Source organism: Actinocorallia herbida (assembly GCF_003751225.1).
Classification (GTDB): Bacteria; Actinomycetota; Actinomycetes; order Streptosporangiales; family Streptosporangiaceae; genus Actinocorallia; species Actinocorallia herbida.
This window is the reverse complement of sequence record NZ_RJKE01000001.1, coordinates 54,482-75,227: the sequence shown is the minus strand read 5'-3', so window position 1 is coordinate 75,227 and position 20,746 is coordinate 54,482. Positions and strand designations below refer to the sequence as shown.

General features: G+C 68.6%; 29 protein-coding genes and 2 tRNA genes. 21 read left to right on the top strand and 10 right to left on the bottom strand.

Going from position 1 to position 20,746, the window contains the following annotated elements:
- The first annotated feature begins 60 nt into the window (after nt 1-60).
- The 13 genes from EDD29_RS00490 (at nt 61) to EDD29_RS00435 (ending at nt 9,720) form a co-directional block, all read left to right on the top strand.
- Nucleotides 61-1,218 carry an RtcB family protein gene (locus tag EDD29_RS00490; protein ID WP_123661626.1) on the top strand — a complete coding sequence of 386 codons (1,158 nt, stop codon included), beginning with the start codon at nt 61-63 and terminating at the stop codon, nt 1,216-1,218.
- Between the two features lie 2 nt (nt 1,219-1,220).
- Nucleotides 1,221-2,120 carry a nucleotidyltransferase domain-containing protein gene (locus EDD29_RS00485; RefSeq protein ID WP_123661625.1) on the top strand — a complete coding sequence of 300 codons (900 nt, stop codon included), beginning with the start codon at nt 1,221-1,223 and terminating at the stop codon, nt 2,118-2,120.
- Nucleotides 2,117-2,674, top strand: a complete 558-nt coding sequence (locus tag EDD29_RS00480) for a hypothetical protein (RefSeq protein WP_123661624.1) — start codon at nt 2,117-2,119, stop codon at nt 2,672-2,674. Before EDD29_RS00485 ends, EDD29_RS00480 begins: the two co-directional genes overlap by 4 nt.
- Nucleotides 2,664-3,458 carry a metallophosphoesterase family protein gene (locus EDD29_RS00475; RefSeq protein ID WP_148085827.1) on the top strand — a complete coding sequence of 265 codons (795 nt, stop codon included), beginning with the start codon at nt 2,664-2,666 and terminating at the stop codon, nt 3,456-3,458. The genes EDD29_RS00480 and EDD29_RS00475 overlap by 11 nt, the downstream gene beginning before the upstream one ends.
- Nucleotides 3,451-4,299: a hypothetical protein gene (locus EDD29_RS00470; RefSeq protein ID WP_123661622.1), complete on the top strand. Its 849-nt coding sequence runs from the start codon at nt 3,451-3,453 to the stop codon at nt 4,297-4,299. The genes EDD29_RS00475 and EDD29_RS00470 overlap by 8 nt, the downstream gene beginning before the upstream one ends.
- A gap of 156 nt (nt 4,300-4,455) precedes the next feature.
- Complete coding sequence (locus EDD29_RS00465; RefSeq protein ID WP_123661621.1) at nt 4,456-5,283, top strand: hypothetical protein; 828 nt, start codon at nt 4,456-4,458, stop codon at nt 5,281-5,283.
- Nucleotides 5,280-5,426 carry a hypothetical protein gene (locus EDD29_RS45190; protein ID WP_170201234.1) on the top strand — a complete coding sequence of 49 codons (147 nt, stop codon included), beginning with the start codon at nt 5,280-5,282 and terminating at the stop codon, nt 5,424-5,426. Before EDD29_RS00465 ends, EDD29_RS45190 begins: the two co-directional genes overlap by 4 nt.
- On the top strand, nt 5,423-5,782 hold the full coding sequence (locus tag EDD29_RS00460) for a hypothetical protein (protein WP_123661620.1): 360 nt from the start codon (nt 5,423-5,425) through the stop codon (nt 5,780-5,782). Before EDD29_RS45190 ends, EDD29_RS00460 begins: the two co-directional genes overlap by 4 nt.
- 333 nt (nt 5,783-6,115) lie before the next feature.
- Nucleotides 6,116-6,712, top strand: coding sequence for a DUF6221 family protein (locus EDD29_RS00455; protein ID WP_123661619.1), 597 nt, complete (start codon nt 6,116-6,118; stop codon nt 6,710-6,712).
- Nucleotides 6,709-7,059 (top strand): DUF6221 family protein, encoded by a 351-nt coding sequence (locus EDD29_RS00450; RefSeq protein WP_148085826.1) that lies wholly within the window; start codon nt 6,709-6,711, stop codon nt 7,057-7,059. The genes EDD29_RS00455 and EDD29_RS00450 overlap by 4 nt, the downstream gene beginning before the upstream one ends.
- A 169-nt stretch (nt 7,060-7,228) precedes the next feature.
- Nucleotides 7,229-7,287, top strand: a tRNA-Ser gene (locus tag EDD29_RS00445).
- A gap of 448 nt (nt 7,288-7,735) precedes the next feature.
- Nucleotides 7,736-9,415 (top strand): TROVE domain-containing protein, encoded by a 1,680-nt coding sequence (locus EDD29_RS00440; protein ID WP_123661617.1) that lies wholly within the window; start codon nt 7,736-7,738, stop codon nt 9,413-9,415.
- Nucleotides 9,416-9,495: 80 nt separating this feature from the next.
- Nucleotides 9,496-9,720, top strand: coding sequence for a hypothetical protein (locus EDD29_RS00435; RefSeq protein WP_123661616.1), 225 nt, complete (start codon nt 9,496-9,498; stop codon nt 9,718-9,720).
- 53 nt (nt 9,721-9,773) lie between these two features.
- On the opposite strand, the gene EDD29_RS00430 is transcribed toward EDD29_RS00435, so the two are convergent.
- From EDD29_RS00430 to EDD29_RS00420, 3 genes are all read right to left on the bottom strand, one after another.
- Nucleotides 9,774-10,280, bottom strand: a complete 507-nt coding sequence (locus tag EDD29_RS00430; protein ID WP_123661615.1) for a helix-turn-helix transcriptional regulator — start codon at nt 10,278-10,280, stop codon at nt 9,774-9,776.
- Between the two features lie 200 nt (nt 10,281-10,480).
- Nucleotides 10,481-10,894, bottom strand: a complete 414-nt coding sequence (locus tag EDD29_RS00425; protein ID WP_123661614.1) for a hypothetical protein — start codon at nt 10,892-10,894, stop codon at nt 10,481-10,483.
- Nucleotides 10,895-11,053: 159 nt separating this feature from the next.
- Nucleotides 11,054-11,461: a hypothetical protein gene (locus EDD29_RS00420; protein WP_123661613.1), complete on the bottom strand. Its 408-nt coding sequence runs from the start codon at nt 11,459-11,461 to the stop codon at nt 11,054-11,056.
- Between the two features lie 237 nt (nt 11,462-11,698).
- Here EDD29_RS00420 and EDD29_RS00415 point away from each other — a divergent pair, with 237 nt between their 5' ends.
- On the top strand, nt 11,699-12,085 hold the full coding sequence (locus EDD29_RS00415; RefSeq protein WP_123661612.1) for a hypothetical protein: 387 nt from the start codon (nt 11,699-11,701) through the stop codon (nt 12,083-12,085).
- Nucleotides 12,086-12,240: 155 nt separating this feature from the next.
- A complete protein-coding gene (locus EDD29_RS00410) occupies nt 12,241-12,624 on the top strand; it encodes a hypothetical protein (protein WP_123661611.1) in 384 nt (127 codons plus the stop codon).
- Between the two features lie 123 nt (nt 12,625-12,747).
- Here EDD29_RS00410 and EDD29_RS00405 read toward each other — a convergent pair whose 3' ends face one another.
- Entirely contained in the window at nt 12,748-13,059 is a 312-nt protein-coding gene (locus EDD29_RS00405) for a Link domain-containing protein (RefSeq protein ID WP_123661610.1), read from the bottom strand.
- Nucleotides 13,060-13,170: 111 nt separating this feature from the next.
- Here EDD29_RS00405 and EDD29_RS00400 point away from each other — a divergent pair, with 111 nt between their 5' ends.
- Nucleotides 13,171-14,649: a PIN domain-containing protein gene (locus EDD29_RS00400; RefSeq protein ID WP_148085825.1), complete on the top strand. Its 1,479-nt coding sequence runs from the start codon at nt 13,171-13,173 to the stop codon at nt 14,647-14,649.
- Here EDD29_RS00400 and EDD29_RS00395 read toward each other — a convergent pair.
- The 6 genes from EDD29_RS00395 to EDD29_RS00375 form a co-directional block, all read right to left on the bottom strand.
- Nucleotides 14,646-15,152, bottom strand: coding sequence for a hypothetical protein (locus EDD29_RS00395; protein WP_123661608.1), 507 nt, complete (start codon nt 15,150-15,152; stop codon nt 14,646-14,648). The genes EDD29_RS00400 and EDD29_RS00395 overlap by 4 nt on opposite strands.
- A gap of 80 nt (nt 15,153-15,232) precedes the next feature.
- Nucleotides 15,233-15,568 (bottom strand): DUF3846 domain-containing protein, encoded by a 336-nt coding sequence (locus EDD29_RS00390; RefSeq protein ID WP_123661607.1) that lies wholly within the window; start codon nt 15,566-15,568, stop codon nt 15,233-15,235.
- A gap of 113 nt (nt 15,569-15,681) precedes the next feature.
- Entirely contained in the window at nt 15,682-15,822 is a 141-nt protein-coding gene (locus EDD29_RS45185; RefSeq protein WP_170201233.1) for a hypothetical protein, read from the bottom strand.
- 33 nt (nt 15,823-15,855) lie between these two features.
- On the bottom strand, nt 15,856-16,194 hold the full coding sequence (locus EDD29_RS00385; protein WP_123661606.1) for a DUF6011 domain-containing protein: 339 nt from the start codon (nt 16,192-16,194) through the stop codon (nt 15,856-15,858).
- A 101-nt stretch (nt 16,195-16,295) separates the two neighbouring features.
- Nucleotides 16,296-17,030 (bottom strand): hypothetical protein, encoded by a 735-nt coding sequence (locus tag EDD29_RS00380; protein WP_170201232.1) that lies wholly within the window; start codon nt 17,028-17,030, stop codon nt 16,296-16,298.
- Nucleotides 17,031-17,105: 75 nt separating this feature from the next.
- Nucleotides 17,106-17,444 (bottom strand): hypothetical protein, encoded by a 339-nt coding sequence (locus EDD29_RS00375; RefSeq protein ID WP_123661604.1) that lies wholly within the window; start codon nt 17,442-17,444, stop codon nt 17,106-17,108.
- Between the two features lie 211 nt (nt 17,445-17,655).
- Between EDD29_RS00375 and EDD29_RS00370 the strand changes: the two genes are divergently transcribed.
- The 5 genes from EDD29_RS00370 to terL all read left to right on the top strand — a co-directional run bounded on the left by EDD29_RS00370 (nt 17,656) and on the right by terL (nt 20,740).
- Entirely contained in the window at nt 17,656-17,922 is a 267-nt protein-coding gene (locus EDD29_RS00370; protein ID WP_148085824.1) for a hypothetical protein, read from the top strand.
- Between the two features lie 442 nt (nt 17,923-18,364).
- The gene (locus EDD29_RS00365) at nt 18,365-18,673 is read left to right on the top strand and encodes a hypothetical protein (RefSeq protein ID WP_148085823.1); all 309 of its coding nucleotides are present in this window, start codon (nt 18,365-18,367) and stop codon (nt 18,671-18,673) included.
- A gap of 85 nt (nt 18,674-18,758) precedes the next feature.
- Nucleotides 18,759-19,001, top strand: a complete 243-nt coding sequence (locus EDD29_RS00360; RefSeq protein ID WP_123661601.1) for a hypothetical protein — start codon at nt 18,759-18,761, stop codon at nt 18,999-19,001.
- Between the two features lie 47 nt (nt 19,002-19,048).
- Nucleotides 19,049-19,122: transfer RNA gene (locus EDD29_RS00355), tRNA-Met, on the top strand.
- 85 nt (nt 19,123-19,207) lie between these two features.
- Nucleotides 19,208-20,740 carry a phage terminase large subunit gene (terL, locus tag EDD29_RS00350; protein ID WP_211359512.1) on the top strand — a complete coding sequence of 511 codons (1,533 nt, stop codon included), beginning with the start codon at nt 19,208-19,210 and terminating at the stop codon, nt 20,738-20,740.
- Nucleotides 20,741-20,746 lie beyond the last annotated feature (6 nt).

Sequence of the window (20,746 nt, the reverse complement as noted above, 5' to 3'; positions counted from 1 at the left end):
CACCGCTTTCGAGGCCGACGGCCTCGACTTCTACGACGCCCCCTTCACCTGAGGAGCACCATGCCCAACCAGCCCGCCCCCGGCATCCTGTCCTGGGCCAGCGACATCGAACCCGGCACCATCGAGCAGGCCGCCCGCGCCGCCCGCCTCCCCTTCGTCCCGTCCCATGTCGCGCTCATGCCCGACGCGCACGTCGGCATCGGCGCCACCGTCGGCTCCGTCATCCCGACCCAGGGCGCGATCATCCCCGCCGCAGTCGGCGTCGATATCGGCTGCGGAATGATCGCCACCGAGACGACCCTCACCGCCTCCGACCTCCCCGACACCCTCGCCCACCTCATGCCCCTCGTGGAGGAGCGGATCCCCGCCGGCGTCGGCAAGGGCCACGCCGCGGAGGACCAGGCCCTCGCCGGGATGGCCGACCTCGGCCTGCCGCACACCGACCTGACCATGAAGCAGCTCCGCACGACCACCACGCAGTTCGGCACGCTCGGCTCCGGCAACCACTTCGTCGAGGTCTGCCTCGACGAGCACAGCACGGTCTGGACCGTCCTGCACTCCGGCTCCCGCGGCATCGGCAACCAGCTCGCCAAGCGCCACATCGGCGAGGCGAAGGGGCTGATGAAGCGGTACTTCATCGAGCTGGAGGACCCTGACCTCGCCTACCTCGTCCAAGGCGACGAGGTGTTCAACGCCTACATCGCCGACATGCTGTGGGCCCAGCAGTACGCCATGGCCTCCCGTGAGGCGATGGCGATCCAGCTGAACGCCGCCCTGTTCGAGGTCGTCGGCGGGGGCCGCGTTGTCCAGGTGATCAACTGCCACCACAACTTCACCCAGCAGGAGAACCACCACGGCCGGAACCTGTGGATCACCCGCAAAGGCGCCATCAAGGCCGCCCAGGGCGATCTCGGGGTGATCCCCGGCTCGATGGGTACCCGCTCCTACATCGTCCGCGGCCGCGGCAACCCCGCCTCCTACAACTCCTGCTCGCACGGGGCCGGCCGCCGCATGTCCCGCACCCACGCCCGGATCAGCCTCGGCGCGTCCTCGCTCCGCCACGTCATGGGCGCCCGGGTGTGGAACGACGACCGGGCCGAGCAGCTCGTCGACGAGCACCCCGCCGCGTACAAGGACATTGACCAGGTCATGGCCGACCAGCGCGACCTCGTCGAGGTGCTGCACACCCTCCACCAAATCTTCAACTACAAGGGCTGACCATGACCGCGAACACCTGCGCGCACTGCGGCCGCCAGTGCGGAGACCCTGCCGGAGGGTGGGGAAGGCTCGGCCAGGGACAGCCCGTCTGCCACCCCAACTCACCCGACCGTCCCGACTGCTTCGTCCTCGTCACCCGGGGAGAGGAGACTCTCGGTTCCCGGCTCACTGAGGTGCGCAGCGACAGTGTCCTGCTGTCCGGGATTGTCGGCTCCACCGCCTACGGCCTCGCCCTCCCCGGCAGCGACGTCGACCAGCTCGGCGTCTACGCCACCCCCACCATCGCCTTCCACGGGCTGAACCCTCCCGTCGGGAAGAACGCCTCCCGCGTCACCACCGGCGCGACCGAGGACATCACGCTGCACGAGGCCGGCAAGTACGCCGCCCTCGTCCTCCAGATGAACCCGACCGTCACCGAACTCCTCTGGCTCGATGACTACGAGACCCGCACGCCGCTCGGCGACCAACTCCTGGAGCTGCGCGGCGCGTTCCTGTCCGCGAAGGCCGTCCGTAGCGCCTACCTCGGCTACGCCGCCAGCCAGTTCCACCGCCTCGAAGCGCGTGGCGACGGCAGCTTCAGCGCCGATACCCGAAAGCGGACCGCCAAGCACGCCCGCCACCTGGCGCGCCTCATCCACCAAGGCCTGGAGCTGTACCGAACCGGCAGCCTGACGATCAGGCTTGCGGACCCGGACTGGTACCACGCCTTCGGGGAGCAGGTCGCCAACGGTGATCTCGGCGCCACTCAGACCCTCCTCGTCCGGGCCGAAGCAGACTTCGACGCCACCCGCACCCCGCTGCCCGATCATCCCGACCGGGCCGCAGTCGAGGCCTGGCTGCACGACGTCCGCGCCGCCCACTACACCCCGCCCCGCCCCACCGTAGAGACGAGGACGTCATGATGTCGGCGCCGAAGCCCCGCCCGCCCATGCACTCCAACGATCTGATCGACGCGGTCGCCGCGGAGATCCGCCAGCACTTCCGTGTCCGACCCGGGCCGAACGCGGTTGCATCGCTCCTCGCCTCCGACGAGATCATGTTGTCCGGCGGCGAGGCCGACGTGATCGCCCGCCTGGCGCTCCGCGCGCTCGGCCCGGCCGGATACCGCCTCACCGCCGCCAACACGCCGGGACTGCCCGACTGGGCCCGGGAGCTGAACACCCGGGTGACGGACCTACGCGCCGCCGCTGGCATCCGCCCCGAGGCGCTGACCGGGTACCTCACCCAGCTCGGATGGCGGAAGTCCGCGGACCACCCGCGGCACCGCGCGGAGTTCTGGGCGCCACACGCCGACCGGCACATGACCCGGGAGGTGTGCGTTCTTCTAGATGCCACCTACGAGGACTATCCGGAGCGGACGCTCGACATCACCCGGACGATCGCCAAGATCGAGAGCCTGCCGCACCTCGTCGTCCTGGACGAGCTCCACCGGATCGAGGTGCCGCGTGACGTCTGAACCGACAAGGATCGTGGTGGCCGGCGACTGGCACGGCAACACCGCCTGGGCCCTCAACCTGATTCGCCGCCTGCCGGAACTCCTGCCCGGCGAGGAGACCCCTCTCGTGCTCCAGCTCGGCGACTTCGGCGTCTGGCCCGGACCCCGCGGCGACAAGTACCTGCGGAAGCTCGACCGCATCTTGGGCGACGTCGGCGGTGTGCTCGGGTTCGTCGACGGCAACCACGAATGGTTCCCCGCGCTCGAGCAGATCCCGACGGTGGCCGGGAAGGGCTGGCTGCGGGACCGGATCTGGCACCTGCGCCGCGGCCACCGCTGGACGTGGCACGACCGGACCTGGTGCGCGCTCGGCGGCGCCGTCTCCCTCGACAAGGCCATGCGGACCGAGGGCCTGGACTGGTGGCCTCAGGAGGAGATCACCCCCGCGCAGGTGCACCATGTCGCGCACGACGGGCCGGTGGACGTGCTCGTCACCCACGAGTGCCCGGCCGCCGTCCTGCACGAATTCCCGGCTCCGCCGAGTTGGTGGGCGGCTGAGGACCTCGTGCGGAACACCCAGCACCGCGTCCGGCTTCAGACCGTCGTTGACGAGGTCCGGCCGGGGTGGCTGTTCCACGGCCATCTGCACCGCGGCTACCACCGGCACCTGCCCACGCCGCGCGAAGGCGGCCTGCACGTTCACGGGCTGGACGCCGACCGGGCCGCGGCCGGGGCCTGGCTCGTCCTCAACGTCCAAACGATGGAGGTCGAACAGATCCACGGCGCAGGCAGCGTCCGTGAGTAACCGCAAGGACATCGACGCCCTCATCCGGCAGGCCCGCAAGGCAGGTTTCTCGGCCGAGCAGTGCGGCAAGGGCGGAGCCCTATGGAAGATCACCAGCCCCGCCGGCGAACACGTCACCATCGGCCGGAACACCAACGGCGACCTCTCCAACGAACGGCGCATCCTCCGCTCGATCGGCTACGACCCCAACACCCCGCCCCGACGACCTCGCAGCCCAGCCACGGCCAGCGCAGAGGAGCCGCCCATGCCATCCGTCCCCGCGAAGACCGCCCCGCCCGCCCCGCCGGACGACCTCGACCCCGCCGCTGACCCGGACACCGCGGCATGGTGGCTCTGGTCCGTCATCATCGAGACCGGACCGTTGAGCAGCCGTGAGCGAGACGGCCGGCCCGGATGGCTGTGGCTCGGAGCGCTGCCGACCAAGACGAGCGGGGTGTTCCCCGGGATCTCCCAGCAGGTCCGTAGGGACGTCATCCGCACGTTGCTCGGCTCCGGGAATGCGGTCTGCCTGACGCCGGACAGCAGCCCTCCCTCGTGGTGGCTGTCCTGTGAATGGGAGGACACCGCGCCGCGTGCCGCTGAGCCGCCGTCTCCGGAGCTGCCGGACCATGCCGCGGAGTCTCCGCCCGAACCCGACCTACGCGCGGAGATCCGCGCCGCCTTGGAGGCCGCAGCGGACGCCGTTGTACGTCGTGCCGACCGCGACCGCGCCACCCTGGAGGCCGAGAACAAACGCCTGTCCGCGCAGCTGGCCAAGGCCGACGCTGAGAACGCCCGGCTCCGCGAGCAGCTCGGTGCGCTGGAGCAGGTGAAAGCGGCGATGAGGGTCCTGACCGGGTAGCCGCGGGGAACAGAAGCCCCACTCGTCACGTTTGCCGCATCAGCAAAGAAAACGGGGCGGCGAGTCCTGCACGACCCACCGCCCCGGGGTGAAGCCCTCAAAGCGTCCGAAACGCACTCTACCTCCGCACCTGTGGAAACGGGAGGACGAACCCCTTTGCCCAGCAGTACCGTCTGTCCCGGCGCCTGCAACAAGATCGCCCGCGACCTCCACGACACTTACGTCCAGGCCGTCGCCGACTACAACGAGGCCGGTGTCCGCGCCGCCTCCGCGCTGAACCGCGCGATCGAGGACGGCAACGACGAGGCCGCCGCGGCGGCCCAGCTCGAACTCGACGACCTCACCCACCCCGACACCCCTGAGGTCGTCTGGACGGCCGGAGACCCGATCTGGTGCGGCCGCTGCAAGACCCGCATCCGCGCCGCATGGGCCGACGTCGACCAGCTCGCCAGCCTGCTCGGCTCCTGGGCCGACGGCCACCGGGTCCGCGTCGCCGGCACCGGCGAACGCGTCGTTCGCAGTGCCTCCCCCGCATCGCCGTCGCCGATCACCGACCTGCTCGACGAGCTGTACGGCACCGTCACCCGCGTCGAAGACGAGTGGCGCGACAGCCTCGGCCACCTGCCCGTCCGGCGCGGGACCCGCCGCGGCGCCCACAACCGGTCCACCGCGATCGCGTTCATCGTCGAGCACCTCGACACGATCCTCGGCGTCCCCGAGTACGCCGACCTCGGCCACACCGCGCTGCGCTGGCAGCGTCTCCTGCAGGCCCAGACCCGCACCGACCCCGTCGTGCGCCCTCGGCCGGGCCGGTGCCCGTCCTGCGGCATGATCGCCACGCTGCAGACCGAGGCCGACGGCATCACCAAGTGCAAGAACTGCAACCGGTGGCTTCACGAGGACGAGTACGCCGACCTCGTCCTCGCGGCCGCAGACACGGCGGTCATCTCCGAGAGCCGCGCGGCACGGGGAGGCCGGCGGTGAAGCCGACGTTCATCCTCATCGACGACCCGGTGCCCGAGCCGGAGAGGACCGCGGCGCCCGAGGCGCGGGAGCGGATGACGACATGGTGGTCCGAGGTAGGGAGCGAGCTTGTCCAGGACGTGAACCGGAGGAACCTGCGGTGATCCCGAACATCGACGACCTCGTCCGCACCGTCGACGACAAGATCGGCGAGGTGCCCGCCGCAGATCTCGTCGTATCGGGTGGCCTCACTGGCGGCGGCTCGATCTCCTCCCGGCCGCGGCGGCTGGAACGGGTCGAGACCATTGCGTACTACGACGATGGCACGCGGGAGGAAGTCACCTTCGTTCACCCGAGGTGCGTCGAGCTCGAGTACGGCATGGAGGAGGACTTCTACGACATGAGCAGCATCGGCTCCGTTTACGGGGAGCCGATCCGGATGCGCCAGTCCATGGCCGTTCTCCGAGTCGAAGGCTACGTCGGCGGCTACACGTCCCACCGCTCCGGGCGGTGGCGGTGACCGGAAGAAGTAGGTACGCGGTGGTGGGGCCGGGAGAGCTCCCTTGGCCTTAGCCTCGATCCCGGCCCGAACCACCGCTCTGGCGGTGCGGGTCGGGCCATCCCGCTGCCAGTGCCGGATGGTGCGCCTGGGGGCTAGGGGCGCATTGGAGGCCATCCGGTGTCGGGGACGGACTCACCCGACATTTGGTTCATCGGCTGCTGGATCGGGTTTGTTTCACCCATGTTAAGACGAATCTTTCTTACTTGTTCACGGTCCAAGATGCAGAACGGTTACTAGGAGCACTCGGCACCGATGATCTCCAAGCACGAAGCATCAGATGACGGTCCTGCGGTGCGAGAACCGCGCGACGCGCATCTGACGATCGAGGCATTCCTCGCCGCCCGCCTCAACGAGGCGGAGCGCCTTGCCTTGGCCGCCGCGCAGGAATGCGGAGGGGCCTGGGACGGAGACACGGACTCCGTTCGGGAAGCCGACGCAGCCGGCTCCGGCTACATCGCCGTCGGCCCATGGGGCAGCGGCGTCGGCGCGTTCGGCCCGCACGCTGCCCTGCATGACCCCGCCCACGTGCTGCGTGAGGTGGAGGCATGGCGGGCGATCCTGGAGATGTACACGCCCGAGCCCCTCAAGCCCGTGCCCGACGCTGAACTACACGCCCGCGGCCGTCATCCCGAGTGGGAGTACCGGAGCACGGCAGGACAGCGGAAGGCGTTCCACGACTACAACGTCCCGCCCGAGGGTGAGGGCTGGGTACGGAACGTCGAGCAGGGCCGGGACGGCTGGGAACGCTTCGACTACACCGAGGAGTCCTACTGGCGACGGAGACGCCCCGCCGACCAGGTGCGCCAGCCCGAACCACCACAGATCCTCAAGGTTCTCGCCGCGGTGCACGCCGGTCACCCCGGTTACCGGAGAGAGTGGGCCCCATGACGCACGAGATCGAGATCCTGGCCTATCTCAAAGACCGGTACGCCGAAGAGGAGCGACTCGCGCACGCGGCTGGCGAGGACGAGGGCATCGACGTGTACATCCTGGACGACGACTACCAGCACAACACCATCGCCATCCCATCGGGGCGACTCCTCGCCGACGTGCAAGCACGCCGGCGGGTGGTTGATGAGGTCTGGACGGGGCTGGAGGACTTCGCGGTCAACATCGAGGGCTCCCGCGGTGACGACTGCGGCGCACGTGAGCTCCGCGGCGAGCTGCTGCGGATCCTCGCGTCGCCGTATGCGGGCCGGCTGGACTTCCGTCGCGAGTGGCTCACTGAAACATGAACTGCTTTCACTTTGCCATTTTCCACGTGAGTTTGTGAGTCGCATCATCTCCACCGAAATGGGAATGCGATACCCCCACCACCCCCATATAGTCGGAGACAGAGCGGTTCCGGCAAGCCGGTCCACGGGGTGCCGGAATTGCTCGACAACTTCATGTGCCTGCTGCGCAGGCCGCGGTTACTTCTCACTGTTAATGAGGGAGTTGCGGGTTCGAATCCCGCCTGGCCAATATTTTGCGGCCAGTAGCTCAATTGGCAGAGCGCCTACGTACACCGCAGCCGACCTTGAACTCAGGCACATGAGCAGGACCCCCTGCCGACTCGGCGTCAAATCCTGTCGGGCAGGGGGCCCTGCTAAACCACAAATTCATAACTCCTCCCGCTGCGCCGACGACGGATACTTCACAATCCGAGCTCACACCTCGGACCACAAAGCCCCGCCGTCACCCTTGAACTCGGGAGGAAGCACACGCGAGAAGGGGCGCCCGCTGCGCTAGGCGACGGGTACTTCTCTTGGGGAGACGAGGTCCCGGGTTCAAATCCCGGCTCCGGCCAACGGTCGGAGTAGCTCAGCGGTTAGAGCGCGTACAGTCCCCCGCCGCCGACTCCTGAACTCGGGCGCCCCTCCGTGACATCCCGTGCCTTCCTCCCCCACTCCCGAGGAAGGCACTTTTACGTTGGGCAAGTACAACACCGCCGGCCTCCGCCCGGCCGCCAGCTCCCCCATCACCACCACCGGCCCCGCCCTCACCCACGAAGGCGGCCCCGGCTTCGAACGCGACGCCAAGGGCGAACTGTTCCTCCTCGCCGCCGCCTCCCTCACCGACGAGAAGTCCTTCTACGAGCCGAAGGGCGACCGCGCCGACCGGTTCCGCAAGCTCGTCCACATGGTCGCCCTCGACGACGGCGCATGGATGCTCGACTTCGTGACCTGGCTCCGCGGCGACGGCAACATCCGCTCCGCCGCCCTCGTCGCCGCCCTCGAAGCGATCCGAGCCCGAGTCACCGCGGGCATCCGTGAGGGCAACCGGCAGCTCATCGACGCCGCGATCCAGCGTGGCGACGAGCCCGGCGAGGCCATCGCCTACTGGCAGTCCCGCTACGGCCGCAGCATGCCCATCCCGGTCAAGCGCGGCATCAGCGACGCCATCCGCCGCGTCTACACCGAACGGTCCCTCATCAAGTGGGACTCCCGCGACAACAAGGTCCGGTTCGCCGACGTCCTGGAGCTCGTGCACGCCCGCCCGACCCCGCGCCCGGACCTGCTCGATCGGCTGCCCGCCGAGCAGCTCGCCGCGATGAGCGAAGACGACGTCCTCGCCTACATCGCCGAGGAGACCGCGCACCGGGCCGCCCTGTTCTCCCACGCGATCGACCGCCGCCAGAACCCGCACGAGCCGATCTCCGAGCGGCTCGGGATGCTGCGTGCCCGCGCCGAGTTCCTCGCCGTGCCGCACAAGAAGCGGCGCAAGCTCCTCCTGAAGGCCGACGGATCTCAGCGACTGGCGGCCGCGGGCATCACCTGGGAGGCGCTCGCCGGGTGGCTTGAGGGGCCGATGGACGCCGCCGCGTGGGAGGCCGTCATCCCGTCCATGGGCGTCATGGCGCTCGCGAGGAACCTGCGGAACTTCGACCAGGTCGGCGTGTCCGACGAGGTCGCCGAGCAGGTGTGCGCGAAGTTCGCCGACCCGGACGTCATCGCCAGCTCGCGGATGTTCCCGTTCCGCTGGTGGCAGGCATACCAGGCTGCCCCGTCGCTGCGGTGGGGGCATGCGCTCGACAAGGCGCTCAGCTTCTCCACCCAACACATCCCGAGCCTGCCCGGCCGGACCCTGGTCCTGGTCGACACGTCATCGTCGATGGAATACCGGGTGTCGGAGCGCTCGGAGATGAACTACGTCCAGGCGGCCGCGCTGTTCGGCGTGGCGCTGACGATGCGGGGCGCTTCGGTGGACCTGCACGGGTTCGCTGACGGCGTCTTCAGGCACGAGGTCCGCCGCGGCGGCTCGGTTCTGTCGGAGGTCGACCGGTTCGTCCGCAGGGTCGGCGAGGTCGGGCACGGCACCCAGATCGCCAGCGCGGTCCGGAGCACCTACCGAGGTCACGACCGGATCGTGATCTTCTCGGACATGCAGACCTTCAACGGCGGCTTCGCCGGGAACGCCAGCGACGCCGCCCCGGCGCACGTCCCGATGTACGGCTTCAACCTGGTCGGCTACCGGTACGGGGCGATCCCGTCCGGCACCGGTACCCGGCACGAGCTCGGCGGCCTGACGGACGCGACGTTCCGGGCGCTGCCGCTTCTGGAGGCAGGTAGGAACGCCTCCTGGCCGTGGGAGACCCTGGCCACCGCGTGAACCCCCTGCGGGCCCGTCCGCTCGATTGGGCGGGCCCGCACCCTGACAATGCAGATCATCAAATCCCAGAGGAGAAACCCATGGCCCGCGTCCCCGTGACCGTCCTGCTGAACTTCGGCGACCAGTCCGAGCTCGTCATCCCCGACTTCAAGATCACCGACCAGAACCCGATCCGTGTCCCGGCCGCCGAGGTCGCCGCGGCTATCGGGCTGGCGACCGGCGAGCTGCCCGGCAAGCACCTCACCGCCGAGGTCACCGAGACGCCGGAGACCGGCGTGGTCGTCACCGGCTACGAACTCGCCTGACCCCTGGTCACCGGAAGGGCCGTCCTGCGCTGCAGGGCGGTCCTTCGGCGTTCTCAGGCGTCCGCGCGCTTCGGCCTGCCCGGCTTGCCCGGCGTCCAGCTATTCACGAACCGCTCGACGGCCACCCGGTGGTAGAGCTTCGCGCGGCCCTCGGAGCGCAGCGCCTTGGGGAACCGCGAGTTCTGCCCACCGCTGGCCATCTTCTCCGCCCGCTGCCGGGACACGCCGAGCATCTCGGCGACCTCGCTGATCCCGATGAGGTCGGGCTCCTGCGGGTGCATGAGCTCTTCCCAGTAGTCGGCGGTGGTGTCGATCCGTGCGCCGACCAGGTCCGCCGTGCCGAGCGTGCTCTTGAGGACGGCGCGGGCCAGGGCGTAGGCGTCGCTGGTCGCCTCGACGAGGTTGTCGGCGTCGGCGATCTCGAAGCTGAGGATGGTGCGGTCGGTGTCGCCGAGCTGCTGCGCGGTCGCCCCGGGTGGGAGGCCCGCGGCGATGGTCTCGGTCTGGTCGGTGGTGAGCGTGCCGGTGACGGCGATGATGCGGGCGGTCCAGGCGGTCATGGTGGTTCCTCTTCTGTCGCTCAATCGGGTGACGTATGCTGTGAGCGTCTTCCTCCAGGGCGCCGGCCAGGCTCCTCGGGAGTGTCGATTTGCGGTTGAGCCCGGCGGCTTCTGACGTTTTACCTCCCGCCGGGCTCTTTCCTTTTCCCGGCGGTGGTGCGTGGGGCCCTGCCCCGGGCTGGCTGCCCGGGGCGAGGGGTTCAGACTGCTCCTTGTGGGGGCTCGGTGCAGGGGAAGGTTCCTGCGATCAGTTCGATGTAGCCCTCGACGGTGTCGATGAGCGCGTCGACGCTGTCGACTCGCCATGAGGTCGCGCCGTGCTGGCCGATGCCGTCCGTGATTTCCGCGCCGGAGAGCCAGCTGAGGAGCATGTCGTTGAACATGTCCCGGTGGCGTTCGGTGAGCGGCTCCTCTTTGAGGAGGTGCCGGGCCCGTTCGACGTGGCGGATGGCGGTGGTGAGGTTCGATGCGGGCCGGGCCTTGAAGGCTCCGGGCTCGTACCCCGGGATCCCGATCGCGATCGGGAGGTGCCAGCGCAGCATGTGCGCGATCTCGGCGAGTACCGAGAGGAGTTCGGTGGCGAACTCCAGGTAGAGGTTCTTGTCCTCGTCCATGTGTCCCTCTGTGGAGTTTTCAATCTGCGGGTGCCGGTTTGGGCTTCTGACTTCCCTTGCCGACACCCCAAGCATACCGCAGAATCGGGGACTAGCGCAACCTTTGTGGAAGTGGGCCAAGGGGCCCGCCCCGACCGGATGCCGGGGCGGACCATCGCGCTACGCGTCGGACTCGTGCCCTGCGCAGGGGTCTTCGTCCAGGTAGGCGCTCAAGAGGGTGAAGACGATCTGCAGGAGATCGTCAACGAGCATGACCCGCCAGGGGGCGGGCCCCGCTTCCCCCATGAGCGACGTGACGTCGGCCGCCTGCTGCCAGGCCACGATCGCCTGCTCCAGCAGCTCCCGGTAGAGGGCGGAGAGGCCGACCATGGTCGGCAGCAGCTCCTCCCGCGTGCGGGTGAGGGCGTTGAGCGCCTCGCGCAGGGACCACACCGGCTCCGGCCCGGAGGGGGTCGGAACCTCGATCGCGATCGGCAGGTGCCGCCGCAGGATGTGGGCCAGCGTCTCGTAGGCGTCCAGGCACTCGATCATGGCCTCGCGGAACGCGTCCTTGGACTCGTCTTCCACTTGGGTTCCTCTCTTGAGTTGTCAATCTGCGGTTTGTCGGCCGGGCTTCTGACTTCCCTTCCGACACCTCAAACTCTACGGCATATCGGGGACTAGTGCAACCCATTTAGCCGAGATCTTGGGGTGGATTTTCGTTGCACTAATCCCCGAAAACGTGGTACTGTTGTCCTGTTGGCGAGGGGAAGTCAGAAGCCCCGGACCGGCACCGCACATTGACAAATCCACAGAGGAGAGAAGATGGACGACCAGTCCATTGAGAAGCTGGTGGGCTACCTCGTGCTGCTGTTCGACAGCATCCGGCACGCGCTCACGAAGCACCTGCCCCTCCCGATCGAGATCGACGACGTCCAGCAGGGCGACACGGTCCAGGTGATGGCCTCGCTCAACCGGGCGCGGACCCTCATGGTCGAGATGGGCACGCCGGACCTGCCCGGCAAGGTGCTCGGCGGGTGCATCGTCCGCTGGATCGCCGCCATGGAGGCGGTCGCCCTCGCGGACATGGCGGGCGATGACGGGTTCCGGCTCGACATCGCCGAAGCCCTGATCAACGAGGTGGCCTCGGGCCTCGCGGTGTTCATGCAGATGATGCCCTGCGAGAACGAGGACGACGAGGACGGCAGCTAGCTCTCACGGCCCCGCCCGGCATCCGGTCGGGCGGGACCCCCTCTCCAATCTGTTGCACTAGTCCCCGGTTTGCGGTATAGTTAGAGACGTCGGCAAGGGGAAGTCAGAAGCCCCCGCCGACACCGCACATTGACAAGTCCACAGAGGAGAATCGGGTGGAAGACAACCCGAAGCGACAGCGCGACATGGCGCGGTTGCTCGTCGGCACCCTGGCCCTGATCGCCAAGATCCTGGAAGCGCTGCCCCTGCGCATCGGCTTCCCGGAGATCGGCCCCAGCCTCACCGCCACCGAGACGATGAAGCGCCTGGAAAGGGTCCGCCTGGACCTGATCGACTCACAGCCGATCAGCAACCACGCGAAGGAACTGCTCAAGGTGATGATCCTGGAGTGGTACGGCCTCGCAGACATCTGCGGACAAGCCGTACACGCCGGAGCCTCCCAACGGAGGCTGGACACGGCCGAACACCAGGCAGAACTCATCGGCTCAGCCTCCGACCACCTGGCGGAGGAACTGGGCTTCCCGCCATTCCTAGAGTGACCACCCACCGCCCCCGGCAACCAGCCCGGGGCGGCCCCCCTCTCCTCACGGACCATGTGCACGCAACACCAAAGGGCCGGCCCCAGCGCACTCGCGCGAGGCCGGCCCTTCGCGTTACCGGTGTCAGGCCGCCGCGGGCTCCAGCCCACTGCCTGCGAGCGCGGCCTTCGCCGCCTTCTCAACAGCCTCCCGCGCCGAGACGGCGTCCTTCTGCTCCCCGAACCAGGGGTGCCCCGACAGCTCCACCGCCAGGACGAGCCGGGCCTTGCGCGCCTCGCCGAGCGCCCGATTCCTCTCATCGAGGTCCTCGCGGCTGATCTCGTATCCCTCCCGGAGCTGCGCGTTGGTCGGCATGGCGGCGGAGAGCTCCTCGCAACGCGCTTGGGCGGCGAGGAAGTCGAGGCGGAGCCGCAGCAGCTCAGGAGGGATTTCCACGGGATCCGATTCTACGGCCGGACCCGCGCCGCCCCGCCCGGGCAACATCAGAACGAACTGATCTGCAACTACCAGCCGGTTTTGTCACCAGTGCAGAGCAGAATCGACCACATGATCGTGCTGTTCGACGCCAGCCCCCTGATCGCAACCGAACTCACGCGCACCTCGTGGCGCATCCTCGGCCTCATGGGCAGGCAGTGGGGCGTCCATATCAAGATCCCTCGCGTCGTCGCTGCCGAGGCGGTCGGCAAGCTGGGGAGAGACCTCGCGGAGGAAGAGCTAAGCCCGCTACGGAAAGTTGCGAGAAAGTACAAGGACAGCGCTGCTTTCGCCGCGGCCCTCCGAGAGGTGGAGGACAAGATCAGCCGAGAGAAAGAGCAGTTCATGGAGGACGCTCGATCTCTCGGCGCTGAGCTCATCGAGCCGGCTGCTGTGCCCGTGCTCGAAATGGTCCGGCGGCAGGTCGAACGGCGAAGGCCGTGTGACAGCAAGGGCGACGGATACCGGGACACTCTGAACTGGCTGACCGTCCTCGACGTGGCCGAGCGGAACCCTGACGAGGAGATCGTCTGGGTGACGAGCGACACCGACTTCGGGAACCCGCAAGCCCGCAAGCTCCACGAGGAGCTTCTCGCAGAAGCCGCTGAGCGGGGCGTCGCGGACCGTCTTCGAGTGGCCAGCTCGATCAGGATGGTCGTCGATGACCTGATCAAGCTGTACAAGTTGCCCGAGCGCGAGCACGATGCGCGACTCGAGCTCTCGGAGAAGGCGATCCGCACCTTCATCCTGGAGAGCCTCCTCCCCGGGCTGAAAGACGGCTATGAGGAGACGAAGAGCGCCACCGCGATCAATATGCCCGGGGCAGATGAGATCGAGCTGGGCGAGATGGCCGGCCTCGAAGCTGGGGGAGTCGTGTGCTCGTTCTCGACCGCTGTCGAGGTCGAGTACGGCGACTTCACCCCGGTCATGAGTTACACCCTCCTCGTGAGCGGGGTGGTCACGACCGACAAGTTCGACCAGCCGCGTGAAGGTGACATCAACGAGGTCGAGCCAGAGGACGGCGTGCTGTCCGCTGAGGACCTGCTTCGAGGTCTTCACCTGCCAGCGGTCTCTGGCCTCTCCGAATACCTGCGCCACAGCAACAGCGACGTCCTCGCCGGACTTCATGGGATCTCCGAAGTCCCCAGCATGATGGACGGCCTCAGGGAGCACATCGCGGCGTACGAGAGCACCTTGAGCGAGCACGCCAAGGCGGCGGCGCGGCTTGGGATCGAGCCGAGCCTCCTGTCAGCCATCAACAAGATCGATCCGCTGCAGGAGGTGAGGGAGTCTGTGAATCAGATACAGAAAGCCATGCTCGGGCCGCAGCTCCTGACCGCGCACATGCAGGAAGCCATATTCGGGTCGCAGAGCCTGGCGGCGCAGATCGGGTCGATGATGGGCTCGAACCCCGTGCTCGCCGGGCTGGCCCTTCCGAAGGCGGTTCCCGCGGCGGTTCCGAAGCCGCGCGGCAAGCGGAGGAGGAAGAGGAAGCCGAAGAGCCCTCCGGGCGGGGGCTCGGAGGGCTCGAAGGGTAGCGGCAGGGCCTAGTCCTGCTCGCCGACCGCGAGCAGGACACGGCGTCGCCATTCGGCGTAGCCCGGCATGCCGGAGTCCGGTGCGGGGGTGCCGGTCGCGGCTGCTCGGTCGCGGGCGTCCTCGACGATGGCCTGCTTGCGCTGCAGCTCGGCGACGGTGGGGGGCTCTTCGACCACGCGGATGCTGTCGCTGTAGACGGTGATGGGGCCGTGGTCGGTGATGAGCGTGGTGGAGCGCGGGTTCACCGGCCAGCAGCGCTTCACCCGGCGCCTGATCGTTCGCGGCTTCGTGCTGGCGATGGTGGCCTCGATGAGCGCGCCGGGCTTGATCTTCGTGCTGACGAGCATGCTGGCGAGCGTGGTCTCGATGGCGGCTTCGGCGAGGTTGCCGAGCGTGGCGATCGTCTTGCCGTTGCGCTGGATCTCGATGGCCCAGGCGTCGGCGAAAGCGTAGTCGGGCATGATCTCGACGCGCAGGTGGCCGATGGTGCGGGTTTCGTGGTTCGGGCGGGTCATGGGGTTCCGTTCGTTGGGGCCGGGGTCGGGGTCGGGCGGACGGTCCGGGGCTGGCGTGGAGTCCAGCCCCGGACGGCTCGTCAGACCTGGAGGTCGGCGAGGCGGGTGCGGAGGGCGGCGGCTTGGTCGGCGGTGAGGTTCACCGTGTCGCCGCTTCGGCTGAATCCGGCGAGGACCACGGGGCCGTAGTAGTCCTGGTGGACGAATCCGAAGGACTTGGCCAGCGCGGTCGCCGTGCGGTTCGGCTCGGAGGTGAAGACGCCCTCGTCGTCGATCCACATGTCGATCTGGGTGGTGAGCTGGACGACGTCGACGAGGCGGCCGCCGGTCGCCTTGACGAGGACGTCGAGGTTGTCGTTCTTGGGGAGGTCGAGTTCGGAGACGGTGCCGTCGAGGGCGATGAGCAGCGCGTGCATGAGGGGTCCTTTCGGTGGGGGTGGGTGTGGGGCCTGGGGCCGGAAGCGAGTCGGTGCGCCGTGGCGCGGGTCGCGTGTCCGGCCCCAGGGGTCTGGAGCGGCCGCCGAAGCGGTCAGTAGAAGACGTCGACGGGGCAGTCCTGCATGGGCTGCTGAACGCTGACGGGGTCCCAGTCGTCCGGGGCCGGGGGGCACATGTTCGGCGCGTGGAAGTCGGCGCAGATCCGGCAGGGAACGGGCTCGTAGTCGGCCATGGGGGCTCCTTGAGGTGAGGGGTTGGGGTGGGGTCAGGCAGCGAGGAGGACGGCAGCGACGCGGTGGTAGCAGGTGTGCTTGGCCTTGAGCCCGGCCGGGCAGTTGCAGGCATGGGGGGCGGTGAGGTAGCGGTCGACGCCGTTGGAGGCGATGACGGCGAAGACGCGGCGGCCGCGGAGGGGAACGATGGCGCGCTGCTCGATGAGCTCGCGGGCCTTCTCGACCTGGGCGGGCTTGAAGGCGAGGGTGGCGGCTTCCTGGCGGCGGATGCGGGCGCAGTGGCGTCCGATGCCGAGGGCGGCGCGCTTGGGGTCGGTGAGGGGGCGGTGGCAGCGCTCGCACTTGACCGTGGTGGTCGTGGTGGTGGTCATGCCCGCCCCTCTCGTTGTTGTGTAGCTACAGATTAACAAGAAACGTGTAGCTACACAACTCTTTTCGAGGGGGAAGTTCGAAGACACCACCCCACAGCGCGCTACTCCACCTCCACCAAGCGCGTGACCTGCCGATACGTCCCATCCCGGTACGAGCCCTCGCCGTACGTCCGCTCCGCGACCTTCACCGCGACACGCTCGCCATCGGCAACCACCCACACGGTCCGCCGCCCCTCCGCCGCCGACCACACCTGCCCGGACACCGACACCAGCGATCCGTCATCGGCGTGCCGAGACCAGATGACAGCCGCGCCGACCTCCAGCCCTGACGGGTCGAACGGCTTGCGCGAGCGGCCCGGCGCACGCCACAGCGTCGAACTGGCGGACGGCGTGCTCATCGCGCGCTCCCACCCATCCCGGCCCGCTGGCCTCACGCCGGTACCGTCCGAGGTCGCCTCCAGTCCGACCGGGTAGTCCTCCAGCGGCAGCGTCGCCAGGCGGTAGGTGATCGAGCCGCAGGAGATGCCGAGCCCTCGCGCCCCCTCGCTCAGCAGAACGGGATCACTCGGCAGGTTGCGGGAGATCCTGGCCAGCATGAGGCCGTTCACCAGCACCCGGCCCGGCGCTTCGACGTCCGCGTCCAGGGCGATGCGCGCGGTCTCCTGCCCGTGGGTGGCCATGACCTCGACGCCGTCGGCGGTCGCGGTGAGCAGCATGCCGCGCATCGCGTAGATGCCGCGGGCGTCGGGGTCGGGCAGGAAGCGGGCGGCGCGACCGATCGCGGCGGCGAACTCGGCGGACGGCACGGTGAGTGCGAGGGCGAGGGCGGTGGGCACGGGGCGAAACCTCTTTCGGGTGGTGCTGTGGATCCGCCCCGGGTGATGGCCCGGGGAGGGGCGCCGTCCCTGGGGTCAGCCCCAGTAGATGACGTCCTCCCCGTGCCGGGTGGCCCAGGTGGCGACCTCCTCCAGTTCGGCGAGCCGGTCGGCGAGGTAGCCGGGCCGCTGGCCTCCGAAGAAGAACCGGCCGTCGGTGACGTCCGGTCGCCCGTGCTCGTCGTCGGTGGCGACGTCGAGCAGCGCCTGAGCGATGAGGATCCGTCCGAGGAAGTCCTCGGCGGTGGCCTCACCTCCCATCTCCCACTCCCCGCAGGGGAGGCCCAGGAGGTGGAGGACCCGGGCGGCATTGCCGTTGGCCAGGTTGACCTCCTCCGGGGCGTCCTCACCGGGGGTGAAGAAAGAGATGGACATGGGGACCTCCTTTGGTAGGGAGCGAGGACCCGGCTGCGAGCCGGTCCGGGGAGGTCCCGATGTCCACCCGGGGGCGGATCCACTGTGGAGTTGTTGTGTAGCTACATATTAACAGAAGATGTGTAGCTACACAACACCACGGGGAAGGTTGTAGCTACACAAAATCCATGCGACCATGCCCCACAACCGAACCCATCCCGAACGGACCACCATGACCGACCCCACAACCCCACCCGGCAGCACCACCAAACCCCGCCAGTTCCGCGTCAGCGACCCCATCTGGACCGCCTACGAACGTGTCTGCCAGCGCCTCGGAGCCACCCGCGCCGAAGACCTCAACGCCCACATCGCCGCCATGATCCGCGAACACGGCGACCCCCAAGACATCGCCGACCTCGAAGCCGGCCTCTCCGAAACCGCCCACCGCCGGAGCCGCATGCACCCGGGCCGGCCGCCGAAGGCAAAGCCGGACAGCTGACCGCCGCAACCGAGGTCATCGGCAAGCACAGCCACGCCAAGTTCTCCGGCTCTCCGCAGACACCCTGATCGCCGGAGCGGACCGGTTCCACGTGCAGCACGACCCGCGGCCGCATCCTCGGAAGCAAAATCCCCAGGTCAGCGAAGGGTGCGGCGGCCGACGCTCTTAGGTGCCTTCACGCAGAGAGCGTGTCAAGGCGCACGAAATCACGTCGAATTACATCCAGTGATGATGTCGATTACGAAACTGGCTGCAAATCCGCGCCTTGTCCTGGACACGCTGAGGATGATTGGACTTGCCCCCGGGCCTGCCAGCCCAGGGGCGAAGCCAACAACCCGCCGGTCCTGCAGGTCACCAGACAGCCAGGACCGGCGCTCAAGAAAGGGCGTCGATCATGCAATCGAGCAACCATTCCCTGCCCAGCCACGGTACCCGTTTGCCGGTGCTCTCGGCAGGCGGCCTCATCGCCTTCGGCCTGATCGGCGCGATGCTGCTGTTCCCCTCCGTGGCGCCGCTCCTCGCGAACTGCGCCACGGCGGTTGCCGCGGTCTGCGCCGTCCTGGCTCTCTTGCTCGGCATCCGGATCGAGCGGCGTAGCACCAACCGGCCTTCCGCGGCGGCGCGTTGCCGGGCCCAGCGCGTGGCTAGAGAGGTCACCACCTCCACCACGGTCCGCCGCGGCGACTGGGAGGTGACGACCTCACGCATCGAGGTCGTCGAATCCGTCTCGTGTGGTTGCCCCCGCAGGTAGCCCTTCGCCCCGCAGGCCGCCCCCGGCTCCGAGAGATCGGAAGCGGTGGCGGCCTTTGTCGTCCTCCGCCGGTCACACTGGCCTCATGCTGCTCGACCCCAAAGACCCGCTCAGCGAGGTCATCCCTCTCAAGACCGCGGCCGCCGCCGCGAACGTCTCCGAACGCACCATCCGCCGCTGGGTCGAGGCCGGCCACCTCGAGCTCCTGACGGCTCCCGGGCTCGCAGGTAGCTGGGTCACCCGCCGTGCTGTCCTGGAGTGCGAGCGGGACCGCCACCAGGCCGCCCGCCGAGGCCGTCCCGGCGCGCGGGTTGACAGCTTGACCTAGGGTGTCCGAAACTAAGTCCACAGTCGATGACTTATATCGTCGGCCGGAGCAGGGTGGAGCAGCTCGGTAGCTCGTCGGGCTCATAACCCGAAGGCCGCGGGTTCAAATCCCGCCCCTGCCACCTCGGCACCCCCACCACCGCGAAAGCCCCAGGACCCTGTGACCTGGGGCTTTTCGCATGCACAAGGACCATTCGGGAGGCGCGGGTGGTCGCGCTCGACGCCCTCCGCGGAGTCACCGACGCCCTCCTGCGCCACTACGACCCGCCCGAGCCCGACGACATCCCCCAGTGGACCAGCCCCGGCGCTCTCGCTGCAGCAGTCGACCCGAGCACGATCCAGACCAGCGCGCTCGACCTCATCGACGCCGCGCTCATCGACGTCGCCGAAGGCCGCTGCGACCGGCTGATCATCACGATGCCTCCGCAGGAAGGGAAGTCCACCCGGGTCACGACGATCGGGCCGCTGTGGATGCTGACCCGCAACCCGAAGCTCCGCATCGCGATCGCGTCCTACGCGCAGGACCTGGCGGACGAGTTCGGGCGGAACATCCGCAACCACATCACCACCAACGACGGCACGGACGGCACGCTCGACCTCAGGCTCAGGATCGCCCCCGACAATGGCGCCGCGCGCAGGTGGCGGCTCGATGGCCACATCGGCGGTGTCCGGTCCGTCGGCATCACGTCCGGCCTGACCGGCAAGCCGGCCGACATCATCTTCATCGACGACCCGATCAAGGACGAGAACGACGCGAACTCGCAGGCCTGGCGCGACCGCGTCTGGTCGTTCTGGACCGCCGTCGCGAATACCCGCCTTGCCCCGGGGGCGCCGGTCATCGTCATCCTTACGCGTTGGCATGAGGACGACATCGTCGGTCGGCTCCTGGCGGCCGAGGACGCGCACCGGTGGAGGGTCCTGAACATCCCGGCCCTCGCAGACCACGACCCGAAGAAGGGCCAGGTAGATCCGCTCGGGCGGGAGCCCGGCGAGTTCCTCGTCTCCTCCCGGCAGCGGACCGTCGCCCAGTGGGAGCAGATCCGTGTTGCGGTCGGGTCGCGCGTGTGGAACGCCCTTTACCAGGGACGCCCCACCCCACCCGAAGGCGACACCTTCAACCGGGATTGGTGGCGCGAGTACGACTCCCCGCGCTGGGTGGTCCGGCCGGACGGCACACACATCGCCCTCAACGCCGACGAGGTCGCCATGTCGTGGGACATGACCTTCAAGGACAAGAAGGACTCCGACTTCGTCGTCGGCCAGGTCTGGGGCCGGTGGGGCATGGACCTGTTCTTGCTCGACCAGGTGTGCGCCCGGATGTCGTTCGTGCAGACCCTCAAGGCATTCCGGCAACTCACCGCCAAGTGGCCGCAGGCCTCCCGGAAATACGTCGAAGACAAGGCCAACGGCACCGCGGTCATCAACAGCCTCTCCAAGCGGATCCCCGGGATCATTCCCGTCGAGCCCGACGGGTCGAAGCTCGCCCGCGCCTCAGCCGTCACCCCGTTCATCGAGGCCGGCAACGTTCATCTGCCATCCCCGGAGCTCGCGCCGTGGATTGGCGCCTACATCGACGAGCACGCGGCCTTCCCGAACGCCGCGCACGACGACCAGGTCGACGGCACCACCCAGGCCATCAACCGGATGCTGCTGTCCCCGATCCTCACCGGTGCGCTCGTGCTCGGCACTGAGGACCTGGACGACGAGCTCGGCGACGACTACGACATCTCCCCCTACTGACCGAGG